The 16,500-nt window shown below is 50.7% G+C and carries 16 protein-coding genes and 2 tRNA genes; 11 read left to right on the top strand and 7 right to left on the bottom strand.

From position 1 onward, the window contains the following. The 5 genes from NOU37_09710 to NOU37_09730 all read right to left on the bottom strand — a co-directional run. The coding region (locus tag NOU37_09710) for a hypothetical protein (GenBank protein MCQ4575503.1) at positions 1 to 263 on the bottom strand (263 nt) is incomplete at its 3' end. Positions 264 to 307: 44 nt separating this feature from the next. Next, positions 308 to 1,108 (bottom strand): type I restriction enzyme HsdR N-terminal domain-containing protein, encoded by an 801-nt coding sequence (locus tag NOU37_09715; protein MCQ4575504.1) that lies wholly within the window; start codon positions 1,106 to 1,108, stop codon positions 308 to 310. A gap of 214 nt (positions 1,109 to 1,322) precedes the next feature. Beyond that, positions 1,323 to 1,399: transfer RNA gene (locus NOU37_09720), tRNA-Val, on the bottom strand. Between the two features lie 36 nt (positions 1,400 to 1,435). After that, entirely contained in the window at positions 1,436 to 1,744 is a 309-nt protein-coding gene (locus NOU37_09725) for a GYD domain-containing protein (GenBank protein ID MCQ4575505.1), read from the bottom strand. 164 nt (positions 1,745 to 1,908) lie between these two features. Beyond that, entirely contained in the window at positions 1,909 to 2,166 is a 258-nt protein-coding gene (locus tag NOU37_09730) for a hypothetical protein (GenBank protein ID MCQ4575506.1), read from the bottom strand. 254 nt (positions 2,167 to 2,420) lie between these two features. Between NOU37_09730 and NOU37_09735 the strand changes: the two genes are divergently transcribed. The 4 genes from NOU37_09735 to NOU37_09750 all read left to right on the top strand — a co-directional run bounded on the left by NOU37_09735 (position 2,421) and on the right by NOU37_09750 (position 4,850). Then, positions 2,421 to 3,413, top strand: coding sequence for a zinc metalloprotease HtpX (locus NOU37_09735; protein ID MCQ4575507.1), 993 nt, complete (start codon positions 2,421 to 2,423; stop codon positions 3,411 to 3,413). A gap of 17 nt (positions 3,414 to 3,430) precedes the next feature. Continuing rightward, positions 3,431 to 3,664, top strand: coding sequence for an Lrp/AsnC ligand binding domain-containing protein (locus NOU37_09740; protein ID MCQ4575508.1), 234 nt, complete (start codon positions 3,431 to 3,433; stop codon positions 3,662 to 3,664). Between the two features lie 116 nt (positions 3,665 to 3,780). After that, on the top strand, positions 3,781 to 4,599 hold the full coding sequence (locus tag NOU37_09745; protein ID MCQ4575509.1) for a tetratricopeptide repeat protein: 819 nt from the start codon (positions 3,781 to 3,783) through the stop codon (positions 4,597 to 4,599). A gap of 101 nt (positions 4,600 to 4,700) precedes the next feature. After that, positions 4,701 to 4,850, top strand: coding sequence for a hypothetical protein (locus NOU37_09750; GenBank protein ID MCQ4575510.1), 150 nt, complete (start codon positions 4,701 to 4,703; stop codon positions 4,848 to 4,850). A 356-nt stretch (positions 4,851 to 5,206) separates the two neighbouring features. Here the strand turns inward: NOU37_09750 and NOU37_09755 are convergent, their stop codons facing one another. Continuing rightward, positions 5,207 to 6,865: a B12-binding domain-containing radical SAM protein gene (locus NOU37_09755; protein ID MCQ4575511.1), complete on the bottom strand. Its 1,659-nt coding sequence runs from the start codon at positions 6,863 to 6,865 to the stop codon at positions 5,207 to 5,209. A gap of 219 nt (positions 6,866 to 7,084) precedes the next feature. Here NOU37_09755 and NOU37_09760 point away from each other — a divergent pair, with 219 nt between their 5' ends. From NOU37_09760 to NOU37_09770, 3 genes are all read left to right on the top strand, one after another. After that, positions 7,085 to 9,364: a sodium-translocating pyrophosphatase gene (locus tag NOU37_09760; protein ID MCQ4575512.1), complete on the top strand. Its 2,280-nt coding sequence runs from the start codon at positions 7,085 to 7,087 to the stop codon at positions 9,362 to 9,364. Positions 9,365 to 9,501: 137 nt separating this feature from the next. Further along, positions 9,502 to 9,849 carry a ribosome silencing factor gene (gene rsfS / locus NOU37_09765; protein MCQ4575513.1) on the top strand — a complete coding sequence of 116 codons (348 nt, stop codon included), beginning with the start codon at positions 9,502 to 9,504 and terminating at the stop codon, positions 9,847 to 9,849. A gap of 48 nt (positions 9,850 to 9,897) precedes the next feature. Beyond that, positions 9,898 to 10,917: an alcohol dehydrogenase catalytic domain-containing protein gene (locus NOU37_09770; GenBank protein MCQ4575514.1), complete on the top strand. Its 1,020-nt coding sequence runs from the start codon at positions 9,898 to 9,900 to the stop codon at positions 10,915 to 10,917. 184 nt (positions 10,918 to 11,101) lie between these two features. Here NOU37_09770 and rpsU read toward each other — a convergent pair whose 3' ends face one another. Further along, entirely contained in the window at positions 11,102 to 11,305 is a 204-nt protein-coding gene (gene rpsU / locus NOU37_09775) for a 30S ribosomal protein S21 (GenBank protein ID MCQ4575515.1), read from the bottom strand. 1,150 nt (positions 11,306 to 12,455) lie between these two features. Between rpsU and NOU37_09780 the strand changes: the two genes are divergently transcribed. The 4 genes from NOU37_09780 to NOU37_09795 all read left to right on the top strand — a co-directional run bounded on the left by NOU37_09780 (position 12,456) and on the right by NOU37_09795 (position 16,142). Beyond that, the gene (locus NOU37_09780; protein MCQ4575516.1) at positions 12,456 to 13,712 is read left to right on the top strand and encodes a porin; all 1,257 of its coding nucleotides are present in this window, start codon (positions 12,456 to 12,458) and stop codon (positions 13,710 to 13,712) included. Positions 13,713 to 14,048: 336 nt separating this feature from the next. Beyond that, entirely contained in the window at positions 14,049 to 14,246 is a 198-nt protein-coding gene (locus NOU37_09785) for a hypothetical protein (GenBank protein MCQ4575517.1), read from the top strand. Positions 14,247 to 14,807: 561 nt separating this feature from the next. Continuing rightward, positions 14,808 to 14,885: transfer RNA gene (locus NOU37_09790), tRNA-Asp, on the top strand. A 312-nt stretch (positions 14,886 to 15,197) separates the two neighbouring features. Continuing rightward, entirely contained in the window at positions 15,198 to 16,142 is a 945-nt protein-coding gene (locus NOU37_09795; GenBank protein MCQ4575518.1) for an acetyl-CoA carboxylase carboxyltransferase subunit alpha, read from the top strand. Positions 16,143 to 16,500 lie beyond the last annotated feature (358 nt).

Raw genomic sequence — 16,500 nt, forward strand, 5'->3', positions numbered from 1 at the left:
GCCTGATAAGATAATGCATTGTAGCCTGGCTTAACCTTGAATCTCGCTCGCGGCTCTCTACGCGGCGTTACTACTTCTGTACCTTCATAGCTTGTTGCCTCAATAGGCCGCTCCCCTTTTTCTCCCACAAGAGAGTCGAGTTGATATTGTATTTTTAATACCTGTTCCTGAAGTATAGCAACTTGTTCTTTTAGTTCTGAGAGTTCATCAGCACAGGCTGGCAAGGAATATGATAGACATAAAATGATTATCCCCCATTTCATAACATCCCCTTTCTGCTATTCCTTAATTTTTGTAGTATTCCACGCTACAATTCCCCCGATGCTCCTTCCTGTATTTCTTTTTCCTGTGGAGGTTGGATAATGGGTGTCTGTTGTGCGGGTGTGGGTGCCGCTTCTTTGGCGGCTTGTTTTGTTCTTGTAGCCTTTCGCTTTCTCTTGATTTTTACATCGCCGATTTCCTCCCACGCCTTCTTAGACAACATCTTTTTTATATTGTCCGCTAAATCCTGCTCGTCAACTCTCACCCCCGACATTCTTCTTAAGAGTTTACCTATCACCTTTAACGTGTCCTCGTGGAATATAGCCCGAACAATGCTTTTGGGTGAAAGGGTTTTAACCTTAGCAAGATAATTCTCTAACGCCCCTTTTTGTACGTTCTTTTTGTGGAGGAGGGCTATTTTGGAGGCCACCACCTTTGGGTTGTCTTCTAAAAGGTCAACAGACCAGACCAGGTCGCTTTGGATTCCTTCATCAAAAGTAAGGTGGTACAACAGCCAATATTTACCATTTGTTAATAGGACCCACGGTACCCCAGAATTGGCAGCATAGTTACTCGCTTGCTCACTGTGTCTTTCCTTCAGCTTGATACCGGCCTGCTTGACTTCCACGAGGAACGCAATCCTGCCCTTTATTGTTATAGCATAATCAACGTAACGGTCTTTGATCATGTGCTCTTTTGATATTTCCGTGAAAACATCGTAACCCAACACATCCTCAAAAAACTTGCTTATTCTCAACGAGGTCTCTGCTTCGTTAATGGCTTGCTCGTGCGTTGTGCGGAAAATAGGAATGTACTTCTTTAATCCCTTGTTAATCTCAATTGCCATAACAATCCCCTTTCTTCGTGGCGTGGCTTTGTTTAGATATGTTTTTTGTTGTACGTATGCGTCTCAGGCAGGCTTGTCTAACGGGAAAATGTACTACTGCCCGGAAGGATTGTCAAGCATTATGAGAAATTTGCGGAATTCTGTAATGCTTAGAAATAGCAAAGGCGGTATCTGGCTCAGAAGACGTCTTTTAATTTAAGTAAGTAAGAATAGATGGTGGGCGATAGTGGACTCGAACCACCGACCTCCTGCTTGTAAGGCAGGCGCTCTAGCCAACTGAGCTAATCGCCCGTTTGGAAGATACACGTCATTTAAGGGTTTAATCCACTACTTCGGCTGGTTTATCTTTATCCACTCGTCCATGGGAAGGACGGGCCGGAACGAACCCGTCTGCGTGGGCACGAGCGGTAAGAAGAACTCCACTACTGATTTATAGTCCCTGGCCTGGACGATTATATAATAATCATGCTCGGTAACGGTGACGTACGAACCGAGGATTTTTATGCCCTTTTTCCCGGCGGCGTCACGGTTCGCCCAGAAGTCGCTGAGCATCTTCGCCCCCTCGCTGGTCCTGCCGGGGCAGTTCTCCGGGGTATGGGTCCAGTGGGCTATATAAATAGTGCCTTCATTATCCACGGCAAAAACTTCCTCCCGGCGTGGCTGTCTTAAAATTATACAAGAAGGTAAGGCGTCGAAACCACCAGATACCTGATAACCCGGGGCAGTCCATAATCATAATTATAATAAAGGGCCGGAGTATACACCACGGTAACTTAGCTGTCAACATGGGCGCCTATATCCTATATCTGCCCTGCTTGTGGTTTCGCCCTGTGTTTTGGTCTCGCGAAGTATGGTCTCAGATTGATGGTCGCGTGGAATATGGCCAGCGCCACGGTAACAAAGGCGCAAAAGCGATGGAATGGAAAGATATTCAACCCGTGACCTGAGTGTTCTGTATGTTCTGGTAATTCTACCATAAGCACACCCAGTATCATGGTCGATATAACAAGAACCAAGAGTGCGATACCCGTTGCCAGGCTAACCTGTTTCCTTTTCATGCCGGCTCCTTTCCCCGTTTACGGCCCCTGATTTTTATTGGCACGCCACCCTCCAGGCCCGTATCTGTAATATTGGGCCTAACCGGCGTCCCGATTGGGCATAATATCAACGAGTGACGGCACAGTCAAAGCCCAAAAACAACGTAAACAAACGCCAGTGTTTGTTTAGGAGTTGACACTAACACCTATCCTTGATATATTTTAGCCGGTAAGATTAGAGCCTTAGGAGACTTATTTTAAAGGAGTTACATCACATGTGGCTTAGTTTCCGCCTGTATCTGCTCATAGGGCTGATGTTCGGGATATTGTACGGCATCATCATAGGGATTGCCTTTGCCATAGGGGCGCAGAGCTTCCTGCTCTACGGTGGAATCGCCGTAGTAATGATGATTATTCAGTATTTTCTTGGCCCGAAGATAGTCGAGATGTCCATGGGCGTAAAATACGTCTCGGAGGCGCAGCAACCTGATCTCCACCGCATGGTAACTGAGCTGGCCCGCGAGGCACGGATTCACAAACCACGCGTGGGCATCTCCACACTGAAGATACCTAACGCCTTCGCGTTCGGGCGGTGGGGGAGTGACGGCCGCGTGTGCGTAACCGAACCCCTCATGCGTCTTCTCAGCAAGAATGAATTGCGCGCCGTGCTCGGTCATGAGATATCACATCTAAAACACAGGGACATGGTTGTTATTACCCTGCTCTCCCTTGTGCCGATGGTACTCTGGTACATAGCCTTTCACTTCATGTGGTTCGGTGGAGGCAGCAGGAGGGGCGGCCAGACGGTCCTCATCGGTCTTGGGGCGTTCATCCTTTATTTTGTAACCAACCTGCTGGTACTCTACGGTTCCCGCATCAGAGAGTACTATGCCGACCTGGGCAGCGTAAAACTTGGCAACGCGCCCCACGACATGGCCACCGCACTGTACAAGCTCGCCTACGGAAGCGCCAAGGTTTCGAAGGACACACTGCATCAATGCGCGGGTTACAAGGCGTTCTTCGTCAACGACCCCTCCAAGGCGAGAAAAGAGATAGGCGAGCTGGTCCAACTGGACACGGACATGAGCGGCACCATCGACCGCGGGGAGCTTGACGCCATCCGCAGCGGCAGGGTAAAGATAACCAGGGCCGACCGTATGATGGAGATATTCAGTACGCACCCCAACATGCTAAAAAGGATCCAGCACCTTTCAGAGCTTGCATCCGTTTACGCGCCCGTGAACACAAAGCCGAATAATAAGGTGTAATAAAAAGGCGGGTATTTATGTCAGTAAAGGCTTATATCCTAATCGACACGTCCTCCGTCAGGACTACAGACATCCTGGACAAGCTTAAATCGATTGACGGCGTTAATTCCGCCGAAGCCGTCTCCGGACCGCATGACATCATTGTGATTATAGAGACCGCTGACCTGCAAAGCCTTGGCGACATAATGCTGACAAAGATACGTACCATCGAGGGGGTTACAAAAACCATTACGTGTTGTTGCGTGCAATAGAAGGCATCGCCGGCAGACAGGCTATATGCAGCCAGGCACCCTTACCGCACCTCTTGCACTTATCCGTTTGTTTCCAGAACCAGTAAGGAATCTTGACTTAAACAAACACCGACGCGATGCACAGCAAGAGCAGAAGCCATTTAATCATAAGCGCCGCCCTCCTGACGTTTTTTGTCTTCATCCTCCCCGGGTGCGGCAGGGGCGACGTGGGCGACTTAAAAGAAAAATTGAAAAGGGAAAAGGCAAAACGCCAGGAAAATTCTGAAAAATATAAAGAGGCGTTGCGCAAATTCTCCGAGGAAAGGAAACGCGTAAAACAGCTGGAAGACCTGCTGGTTGCCCTGGGAGAAAGGCTAGAAGAAGAGGGCAAGTCGTTCCCGGATGAGCTCGCCAAACTCAGGGAGAAAAAAATAGAATCCAGACAGGCGAACCAAGAACAAGAGCCCGACCCGAAAAAGGCAGTGGGGAGGCTCATAAAACTGGGCGATGAATTATATGCCAAAGGCGAATACCCGGCGGCGACAGAGGTCTACACCTCTGCAATAGAGATAGAGACAGAAGACACAGACCTTTACCACCGTCTGGGCAGGTCCTTTATAAAAACCTCGCAACATGATAAAGCTATACCAGTTTACGAAAAGGTAGTGAAGATGCTGGGGAAAAACGGGCCGACAGAAAAGTTGCGGCAGGCTCACAACAACCTCGGGTGGCTCTATACCCAAAAAAACAGGTTCAATGAAGCAGAACTGGCGTACCTGCGGGCGATAAAGGCAGACCCTGGATACGCAAACGCATATTATAACCTTGGTTTATTATACGACTTATACCTGGAGGATGAAATCGGCGCAATTGAAGCCTTTGAGAAGTACATTGAGCTGAAAGGCCAAAAATCCGACTCGGTGCGCAAAAGACTGAGAGAGATAAGGGAAAGATGAGGAAAATCCTTGACTTTCCGCGATAAATCTGTAGAAAGTAGTGTTCGTTTCAGGGAGTTGAGGGAGATAAGAAGCCGTTCTGTAAAGGAGGGAGTCTATTTATGGAGTTTTCAGACCTGCTAGTCTGGGTAATTGCCGCTTCTGAAGGAAAAAAGGGAATGCCTCTCATTCCTCATATATACACACTTCCTATCCTCTTCATTATGGGCGTAGGGGTAGGCTACTGGTACAGAGGGAAAAAAGCCGGCTGAGGCCTTTCAATGCCGGATTACTCTTTTTTTGCAGTGACATAGTTGTAGGTAGCGGTTATCGTAGTTGCAAACCTCTAGTAGAGAACATCATGAGAAAGGAGCTATACCATGCACTTTAATATGGATAGCCTGATGTATGTGCTGGCTGCGGCCGGCGGTGGCGGACTTCTATCAAACAAGCTCGTACTTGGAGTGATCGTTTTAGTTGTCGTAGCTGTAGCAGTGTACTGGTTCCGCGGGCGGGGTAAATAATAAGGTCTATTCTGCCGGAAAAGAGTTGCTTATATAGCCGGGGGTTAGGGTAATTGAATTAAATGTTTCCCTAACTCCCGTTTTTTTAATACCTGTTCCACTATTTATTCCGTACACTTTGCCACCTCAGGCGAGTCCGCCATCTCCGAAGCACGCTTCTTTATGAAGTCCCTCGCCTTGTCAATGGTGTTGAGGAACTCTTCTTTACGGCAATCCTTTCTCCACTGCTGCAGTATTATCCTGCCGCCCAGCCTCAACTTTGCGTTACGGTATTTCCTGTCACACTCCCTCTTGCCGTCCGCAAAACTCTTCTGGAGCATGGCACCAAGGTTGCGTATGTTATACCTGTCCTCAGGGTTTGTAAGTGACGGGAGCATCTTGTTGAAGACGCGGTAGGTCAACTCCATGGGATACAACGGCAACTGGTAGAGAATTTTCGACAGCGAGCCATAGCTGTAAAATTTGCTCACGAGCCTTTCCGTCTCGTACATGAACTCCTTGGGGTCTACACCGGCGTCCGGCTCGAAGCACAGCCAGTTGCCGTCGTATTTGCTGTAGTCCACCAGCTCAATCGGAAAGAGCCGGTTTTCTTCCTTCAGTTTATTAGAAAGAATCGTCCCCGGCAGCGGGACAGGCTTGACTATCTGTACCGTATCAATCTTGTTCCTGCTTATAAATTCCCAGAACCTGTCCGCCCTCTCTCTTATGGACATCCTCATTTTCACGCGTGAATCCTTGAAAGTAGGATATCCCAGGATGAACATGCCGTGTATGAAAAAGCCGTAACGCCTGAGTGTCTGGGTATACTCATCCATTTTTTTTATGTTCAGGCCCTTTTTCATGTTTTTGAGGTCTTCCTCGATAGGAGACTCATAACCGATGCACAGGCCCTCAACACCGGCCGCCCTCATCAGTTTAAGCAGCTTCTCGTCTCTGGCAACATCGATCCGCACCTGTACGACAATATATAATTTTACTCTTGTCTTCCGCTTATAATCCGCAATCATCTCGCACAGCTCAGCCGTAGGGTCCCTGTGCTGCGCAAAATTATCGTCCGTGACAAAGAAGACCTTTTTGCCGTTCTCTACTGATTTGACGATTTCTTCCATCACGTAAGCGGGAGAACTGGACCTGGTCTTGCCCAGGTGCTGGCTTACGGCACAAAACTCACACACAAAGTCACAGCCCCTCGTCCTGCCAAGCGGGATGAAATGTACGGGGGTCTGGAGGTCACGAAAGAGGCCCATATCGGGGATGGGTACCGTGTCCAAGTCCTGGATGGGCGGCCTGAACTGGGTGTTTACAACCTGCCCGTCATCTACAAACGTCAGGCCCGGAACAGTACTAATGTCCCCGCCGTCAGACAGGGCGTCCAGCGCCTCCGGCACCGCAAATTCACCCTCACCTTTTATCGCGATATCAATACCGGAGGACAGCGCCTCCTCTGTCATTGCGTTTATATGATTACCCCCCGCGAGGATAGGTATACCCATTGATTGATAAGCAGACCCCAACTCGTACACCCTGGGGATAGTGGAGGTAAGCCCCCCGTAGAGACCTACAAAGTCGGCAGGGGCCTCTCGCTGAATGACGTTATGGTCCAAGCTGCCGCTGAAATTATTTTCATCTATTATCTCTACCCTGTAGCGGCCCGTCTGTGCCACTGCCGTGGCCACACTGACGGCCCCCCTCGGGGGCATTTTCACCCTGCTGTAGATACTGAAATAAGGATATTTTGGTATGATGAATCTAAAAAGCTTCATCCTGAGGACTACCCCCCCTTTCTCTTCTACAGTATTGACTTCCCAACGGAATTCTGTTTAAATTCTTGTCTTTGCTTGCACATCAACAGATTAACAGAAGTAATAAAGCAGAGAACGTCGTAAAATGCAATAGTTTATCGCATTTTATTTTACAAAAATTATACCACGCCTTAAAAGTCCGAGTACCCTAAGGGTTGTCGAAGAGAGGAAAGAACCGAGATGCAACCATTTAAGAGCTTATTTGTACTTGTCTTAGCACTGGCAGGGGCGAACGTATTCGGTACTGCCTACGGCGGGGAGATACCGGCGCATGCCTCCGCTGACAACATACCCATGCTATGGTACCTGGCGCCGATAGGGGCCGTAATCGGCCTTTTATGCGCGGTGAAGTTCTACAAAGACGTTATGCGCTCACCCGCCGGTGACGACCTGATGGTAGAGATAGCCAACCACGTAAAAGAGGGCGCCATGGCCTACCTGCGCCAGCAATACAAAATAGTAGGCATCTTCTTCGTCGTCATCGCGATTATTTTGTCTCTGCTTGCCTTTGGACTGGGGATACAGTCGAAACTCGTCCCCTTTGGTTTCCTTACCGCGGGAGCCCTCTCGGGTCTTGCGGGCTTCCTGGGAATGAGGATAGCCACCGAGGCCGGCTCGCGCACCGCAGAGGCAGCCAAGCAGTCACTCAACAGGGGACTTCAGGTAGCGCTCCACGCCGGGGCCGTGATGGGACTGGTAGTGGTAGGGCTGGCGCTTCTCGACCTCTCCTTATGGTTCTTTGTCCTCCGTCATTTCACAGACCTTACCTTAAACCACATAGTCCTGAGCATGCTCTGTTTCGGAATGGGTGCAAGCTCACAGGCGCTTTTTGCCAGGGTCGGGGGTGGAATATTTACCAAGGCCGCTGACGTGGGAGCCGACCTTGTCGGAAAGGTCGAAGCGAACATACCCGAAGACGACCCGAGAAACCCGGCAACGATAGCGGATAACGTGGGAGATAACGTCGGCGACGTCGCAGGCATGGGTGCAGACCTCTATGAATCATACTACGGCTGCATACTTGCCTCAAACGCCCTCGGGGTTGCGGCCGGACTGGGCATAAACGCAGTAGCGCTGCCCATGTCACTGGCAGGACTCGGCGTCGTCCTCTCCGTATTAGGTTTCCGGGCCATAAAGACCTCTGAGGATGCCTCCCAGAAGGAACTCCTCCATGCCTTCGGTCGAGGGGTGAACCTGAGCTCCGCCCTGGTCCTTATACTCTCCGGGGTACTAATATACACACTGATGCCTGACCACATGGGTCTCTGGGGTTCAATAGCAACCGGACTCATTGCCGGTATACTGATAGGCCGTATTACAGAATATTTTACCTCTGACGCATACCCTCCCACCAGAGAGATAGCGCACCAGGCCTTGACGGGACCCGCCACGGTAATCCTGGGCGGCATCTCGACCGGTATGCTGTCCACGGCCTTCGCCGGATTTACCATAGCAACGAGTATACTCCTGAGCTTCGCATTCGCGGGTGGTTTTTCAGATACCGCCCTTGGCCTTTACGGCATAGGGATAGCTGCCGTCGGTATGCTGTCCACGTTGGGTATAACCCTTGCGACAGACGCCTACGGCCCTGTAGCAGATAATGCAGGTGGCAATGCCGAGATGAGCCATCAGCCCCCGCAGGTAAGGGAGAGGATAGAACTCCTCGACACTCTGGGTAATACCACGGCCGCCACAGGAAAGGGGTTTGCAATAGGTTCTGCTGCCCTTACCGCCCTGGCACTGATGGCCGCCTATGTAACACAGATACACATCTCCCTGGAAAGGGGAGGGGTCGATACTATAGAGATTGCCGGCCGCTCAATATCCGTGCACGATGCCAGCATAGCCGACTTCATGGCCTATTATAACGTCACCCTCATGAACCCGAAGGTGCTGGTCGGCATGATACTGGGTTCCATGGCCACCTTCGTGTTCTGCGCCTTGACGCTGAGGGCCGTCGGCAGAGCGGCCGGAGAGATGGTCGAAGAGGTGAGAAGGCAGTTCAGAGAGATACCGGGTATAATGGAGGGGAAGGCAAAGCCCGATTACGCGTCCTGTGTTGAAATAAGTACCCGCAGCGCCCAGAGAGAAATGGTAATGCCCGCGCTCCTGGCCATCCTTATCCCGATAGCAGTAGGCCTGGTGCTTGGCGTGGCCGGTACTATGGGCCTCCTGACGGGTTCTCTGTCCACAGGGTTCCTGCTGGCCATATTTATGGCCAACGCGGGCGGAGCCTGGGACAACGCCAAGAAATACATTGAAAGAGGCAACCTCGGCGGTAAGGGTTCAGACGCCCATAAGGCCGCCGTGTGTGGCGATACGGTTGGCGACCCGTTTAAAGACACCTCGGGTCCGTCGCTAAACATCCTGTTGAAATTGATGGCTATAGTCTCCGTTGTCTTTGCCGGGCTGGTCGTAAACTACTCCCCTAAGGTAACGGCATTTCTACACCTGCAGTAATGAAGGGGGATTTTTCACCGTGCTGGGAGCACCGCGTTTCAGCGTAACCCTGCTGTGGCGACGCCCACAACCAACGTCTTCGTGGAGGAACGTCAAAAACGTTATCACATAAAGACCTGGCAATCTTATGCGCCCAGATTGCCGATGATAAAAAGGCGGAAGATATTGTCATACTGGACCTGCAGGGGCTGGCCTCTTTCACAGACTACTTCGTGATATGCAGCGGCTTCAATAAACGACAGCTCCAGGCCATTGCGGATGAGACTGTAAAACAGGCCGGGGCCTTTAACATAAAGGGACTGGGCAAAGAAGGCTACGACGACGCCAGATGGATATTGCTGGATTATGTCAACGTCATAGTTCACCTCTTTGATAAGGACACGAGGATTTTTTACGACCTGGAACTACTCTGGGGTGACGCACCCAGGGTCGAGTGGCAGGGCAAACGGATAAAGGCGCCCAAAAAACTCGGCAAGGCAAAATAGACCCCCCTGTAACGTTCGAACCTCCGCTCAAACAGCGAGGACCTCTCAATGCGCGCGCTAGTTTACAAAGAAAAACCACAGGCGGTAAAGGACTTTCCGGTGCCGCAAAGAAGAGAGGATGAGGCACTGATAAGGGTGCTCAAGGCAGGGATATGCTCCACGGATTTAGAGATTACGCGCGGATACATGTCTTTCAGCGGTGTCATGGGACACGAATTCGCAGGCGTGGTAGAGGATGCCGCCGATAAGAAATGGATAGGCAAACGTGTTGCTGGCGAGATTAACTGCCCCTGCCGCCGGTGCGGGTACTGCAAGAAGGGGCTGGGCAACCACTGCCCTAACCGTACCGTTCTGGGTATTGCCGGAAGAGACGGCGCATTTGCCGACTACCTTACCCTGCCCGTAAACAACCTCCACGAGCTTCCACAAGGGGTTGACGACACAAAGGCGGTATTCGTCGAACCCCTGGCTGCCGCATTCCGGATACTGGAACAACTCCAACAGTTCCCCCCTATTAAGGAAGGAGAAAAGGCCGCTATGTGGCCTGACGCCGAGGTAGCCGTCCTGGGTGACGGCCGGCTTGGACTCCTTGTCGCGCAGGTGCTCTCGCTAACGGGCTGCCGCCTGCTGGCGCTGGGAAGGCACCCTGAAAAACTTGACATCCTATCCAAAATTGGAGGTATCAAAACGGCCGTTACGGGAGAGCCGCTAGAGGCCGCCGGCAACAATAGATTTGATTACGTTGTCGATTGCACAGGCTCACCATCCGGCCTTGAGACGGCTATTAAGCTGACTAGGCCCACGGGTACCATAATCCTAAAAAGCACCTTTTCCCACAAGAAAGCCGATAGCATTGACCTCACTCCCATCGTAGTCAAAGAGATAAGTCTGATAGGTTCCAGATGCGGCCCGTTTCCGAAGGCCATAGAGGCCCTGGAAAAGGGTGAAATACACGTAGGACCTCTTATCTCAAAGGTCTACAGGCTGGACGATGGCGTCGAGGCGCTCAAGCTGGCCTCTAAAAAGGGGATACTAAAGGTGGTCTTAGATATGAACGATGAGCGGTAGACGTATAATGGGATTTCTGAAGAGTTCACAGATAGCCGTATGTCATTCTGAGTTTTCTGAGTGAAGTCACGCCGAAGGCTGAAAGCCCGCCAGTCCGTTTGGAGGGCGGACTTACCTACGGCAAGGTCGGACGCTATACATTTTTCGGACGTTTCACTCCGTCAGAATAACAGCCCAGACAAAACTACCGGGCGACTCCCGTCTTATATTGGGCTCTTTTTATGTTCTTAACCCTTCGGCTCTCCTCCCTGCGCCGCCTTTCCGAAGGCTTTTCGTAGTACGCGTTACGCTTGGACTGGTTGACGATACCCTCCTTGTCACAAATCTTCCTAAACCGCCTCAGGGCATCCCTAACCGTCTCCGAACCGGTAACCACAACCTTTGCCATAACCAGATATTCACCCCGTTTCCGTCAGAAATTGCGATAAACAATTAACAGCCAACACCCTGTTGAAGCGGTAGAAGCTACATAATACCAAAATAAAGGTCAAGAAAAAAATCCCCGGTATTTAAAATATAAGCGCTAATTCTTGCAAGAGTTGCCTCAACACCCTGTAGCATCGTCGTTCCGGTCCGTCTAATGTGGAACAAGCCCCTGCATCTTGTGTACACGTATGCGTTTACCCCCCCTTGACGGGGGAGTTTTTTGCCTACACCCTCCTCCTTGATGGGGGAGTTTTTTTGCCTCTACCCTCCCCCTTGACGGGGGAGGGTAGGGAGGGGGTGAAAATAGATGGCCGATGGGCATCAACGAAGTAAACTTCGTTGTCCACCCCCGGTTGTTAGATTTTTTGGTAGACAGACAATGATCTTCTCGCCCTACAGCATGGCGAGTCTACGATATGGTAGTTGAAGCAGAGTAAACTCTGCCGCTACAAGAACTGTATTTGTAGGGACAGACCTTCAGGTCTGTCCGAACCAACAAAACGGACAGGTTTAAAAATCGTGCCAGAGGCTGAAAGCCCGCCGGTTTGTTTGGAGAGCAGATTCACCTCCGGCGAACGTGGCCTTGACCTACCCCTTTGTGCCTAAGGCGGAGCAGAATGACATATTATACTGAGATGTTCTATCCTGATGCTCTCAAAACATACATCTTGTATCATGGCATGTCAATTTTTGCAGAAACGACATAGATGTTTAAAACTGAAAAAGCCCGAAGTTTACCGCAGGTGTTTCTGAGATTTACCGAACTCCCCCGTCTTCGCTAACCCTTTGTTGTCACAAGTCTTACGAACTGTCCCGTATACGATAAAAACATCGTCGTAGAAAATTTATAAAATTTCAAATATATTTATTGACAAGGTCCGCATTTCATGTATACTCCTTGCGATATACTTGCATACAAAAGCTTTTAAAGAGGGGCAGTGCATAGCAGTGGCAGGAGGGGGATGATGCCTGAGAAACTTGGAAAAGAAGATCGATTCCGAAAGGAGAGTAATATGCGTTTGGGAAATTGGGCTTTTGCCTTTATAATTGCCTTTTCACCATTCTTTTGTGCAACGAAGTTTTTTTCGTGTTCGCATGGCTCTGATGCCTCAATGTCACTGGCCGTTGCGGCCGAGCTGACTGACACCGAGATCGGCCAGTTTCGTAAACTGATGGAAGAAAGGAAGGACGAAGCCAAACCTATACCCGGCCAGATGACAAAAGGCGAGACGGCCACGCTGCGCGGTCTTCTCGAGCAGTACCAGGGCATAAGTTACGGCGGCTTCGTAGAAAACTTCTTCCAGTACGAATCAGTTCATCCTGGTGGAAGGGACAATTCTGCCATCCCCCCAAAGGTCTTTGACCGACAGGTGGACTCATTCACCGTAAATAACATCGAGATGTGGCTCATGAAAGAGGCGACTGACCCTGGCGATATCGGTTTCAAGATAACGCTGAACTGGGGTGATACCGCAAGGCGCATAACGTTTGTAGGTCCTGTATTTGACGATGGAGCCACCCAGCCTAACCCGCCCGGTTTTCCGACCGGTGGTAGGCAGACAACCTTTAGTGAGGCCTTCGTCCTGTACAACATCCCCATCGGCAAGGGGCTGACCGCAAAGTTCGGTAAGTTTGCCACATGGGTAGGCTACGAGGTATGGGAAGCACATTGGAACCCCAACTTCTCTCGTTCCTACATCTACGGCTGGTTGATACCGTTCACCAACACAGGTGTAGGTCTCAGCTATCCCGTTCTGGACAGCTTTACAGCTGACTACTACTTCGTGAACAGTTCCGACGGGTTCGTCAACAACAACAAGAGCTTTACCCACGGGCTCCAGTTGGACTACAATCCACCGGATATTTTGTTCTTTAAGGACACCAATATCCACCTCGATACCCTCTGGGGTGCCGAGGGAGCAAGCAACAACTCGGACTGGACATCGAGGTATGACCTCACCGTCTCGTTCGCGCCGTTGAACAAGATCTCTCTTGCAACAAACGCAAACGTCAGCACTCTGGACCAAAGTGGAGCGGGGAATCCTGACATGTCGGCGTGGGGCGTTGCACAGTACATTGTCTACCAGCACAGCGATGCCATAGGCTTTGCGGTCAGGGGTGAGTACTTCTGGGACAAAGACAACATGGCCGGGATTTCCGGTACTGCTCTAGGAGCAACGCTAGGAGAGGTTACGGGTACTCTGAACCTGAAGATCAAAGAAAGACTCTATCTCAGGCCGGAGATACGCTACGATAAGATACTGAGCGTTCGCCGCCGCAACCTGGCGGGCCCCGACCCATCTCACGTGTGGAATCGCAGCGCGAACAAAAACGTTACTGGCTCAATCGCAGCGACTTATGAGTGGTAACTTGTAATTGTATTTGTAGTGAGTGCCTTTCTGGCTGCCGGACCAAACACAGGTTCGGCAGCCATTTTTTTTGTAGGGTCAACCTTTATTGTCGTCCGCATGAACTTTTTATAAGACTTTTATAAGACGGTGTACGCGCGTTAACAACCAAATCGCTCTGGTGGCGCTTCTATCATGATTAACCCTGTCGTACTTGCACTTCTCGTCTCTGCATCACAACTCCTTGTCTCATTTTCATTTTAACCCCGTGTACTGGCAGAAGACACGTCCGACCTGGCGCTTTATTCGGGCAACGTTGCCATCGTCACTCCCTACCGTGAGGCAGAAAATTTCACTATGCTTGACGGTTTCGAGCCCGGCATGCACGAAGTCGGGGTAAGCGCCGGCGGCGGCATTTCCATCGACGACCCGCGAATATACACCTTATCCCTGCTGCCAAAATACGGCAAAATACTGCCCACGTTTACCAAGCCCAGAGGCGCCCTGGTAATTGGAGCTGGAGCCGATTGTAAGCTACGTCAGGGCTCGCGGTAAGAACACCTACGAGGCGAGTGGTACAATCATGCTCGGCTACAATCTAGAGACTGGCACAAAGCTGGCGCCATTCGCGCACGGGGGCTTCGGAGGCGTGTACACGGGCCTTGCGGACATCGCTTAACCTTGAAGGCCGCCTCCGCCACATCTCCAACCCTTTCAAAAGCGGTGACCAGAAGGTTGACTCCTTCTTTATGCTCTTCGGGCTATCCTATTTCTATTAAAAATATGTCATTCCCCACACCCATAATCCTCTTTCTCTCCTTTCCTCTTTTTTAACCACAAATTAGATAAACCCCTAACGCCCTCAAAACCCAATCAGGCACTTGACACTACAGCTAACACCTGGTATCTTTGGCGAGTGGGCATGTCTTATGGTGTCTGCCGTCAGGGTACGCTGCCGCTCATCATGGCCTCTTTCACACAGACTGCGGAACGGTCTGTTTTATAGCCGGTAGGTATGTGAAAGAAAACAGCGCGGTTGCCGGCCAACCGGACGGGCAATCATCACTAAACCCACAAAGGAATTATAAAGACCAGTATCTGATCAAGATTCGGTATGGGGCCGTAGCTCAATTTGGTTAGAGTACCAGACTGTCGATCTGGTGGTTGCGGGTTCGAGTCCCGTCGGCCTCGCCATCTCACGAGCCAGGGATTTTGGGTGTTAAAATCCCTGGCTTTTTCTTTTCTTTTCTTTTCTTAATGGGGACGGAGATTCCCTTTCTATCCCTCCCCCTGCTCCCCCTCAAGGGAAGTAGGGTGATGGACAAAACCCTAATAAAAACACGGGCCGCACCGGCCACATACACATACTGTATATTGATATCTAAATTTGTGCTTGACATAAGGATACGGAAAGAGATAAAGTTTTCCTAATATATATATATATAACAGGTGGCGTTATATTCGTTCGTCTCAAGTGAGGCAGGCCCGGTAAAGGAGTTACGTTAATTGAAGGACACTCACCAGCACGTAGAGAACTGGAACCGCACATCAGGTGCACCGGCGGGCGGTAAAAGGGCATTCAACCCGCGAAGCGAGATGGAGCCCCCCGGCACGCAGCAGGATCTCCCGCTTCCTGCGGACCTGTCGCCTTACGACATAGTAAAGCTAGCAAGACATCCGCTCAGGCCGATGACCTCTGATTATCTGGACCTGATATTCGAGGATTTTATAGAACTCCACGGGGACAGGCATTTCGGAGACGACAAGGCGGTCATCGCGGGCCTTACAAAGCTTGGGCGGTACAGGGTAATGGTCATAGGCCAGCAGAAAGGCAAGAACACCAGAGAGCGGCTCCTCTGCAACTTCGGCATGCCCAACCCCGAAGGCTACCGGAAGGCCCTGTTGAAGATGAAACTCGCGGAAAAGCTACATCTTCCCATCATCACACTCATAGACACACCCGGCGCAAACCCCGACATAGGCGCGGAGGAAAGGGGACAGGCATACGCAATCGCAGAAAACATTTATCAGATGATAGGATTGAAGACGCCGATAATAAACGTGGTAATCGGTGAAGGCGGGAGCGGCGGCGCGCTCGGCATAGGTGTCGGCGACAAATTTGCCATCATGGAATACGCCTATTGTTCCGTGATATCACCCGAAGGCTGTGCCGCCATCCTGTGGAAGGACTCAAGCCACGCACCGGCCGCCGCCAACGCATTAAAACTCACCGCAAGGGAACTCCACAAGCAGGAAATAGTAGACCACATAATTCCCGAACCCCACGGCGGCGCCCACACCTCACCCAGAGAGGCCGCCGACACGTTGAAGAAGGAACTCATCCGGTACCTCGACGAGCTTATCGACACGCCCATCGACACCCTGCTTGACAAACGCTACGGCCGCTACCGCAGAATGGGCCACTACTTCGAGCAGCAACCGGCGGACTAGTAATAGTAATACCCCTCCACGGCCTTGTCTGAGATTTCACGAGCGAATCGACGGACATTCGGGTCCTTCCCCACAGTCTTAAGAAAACCCGCCGTAGTTGCCTGATTTATCAGGCTCATATTAATGTGTAACAAAATAACGGCTACAAATTAAATAAGCCCCATAAGTGGGGCAACTACACAGGCCGTGTGAGGTAGTGGTAGACAACGAAATTTATTTCGTTGACACGAATGTCTGCTCACTTATCGCATACACCATTTCTATTACTTCATTCCCCTGTCATTAAAACTTGTCGGGTGCGTCTCGCCTGAGGCGGATCTTCAACTTGCCGTATCGTGTTTTAAAGTTTTAAAAATTG

It is taken from the genome of Candidatus Bathyanammoxibius amoris (genome assembly GCA_024451685.1).
GTDB lineage: Bacteria > Planctomycetota > Brocadiia > Brocadiales > Bathyanammoxibiaceae > Bathyanammoxibius > Bathyanammoxibius amoris.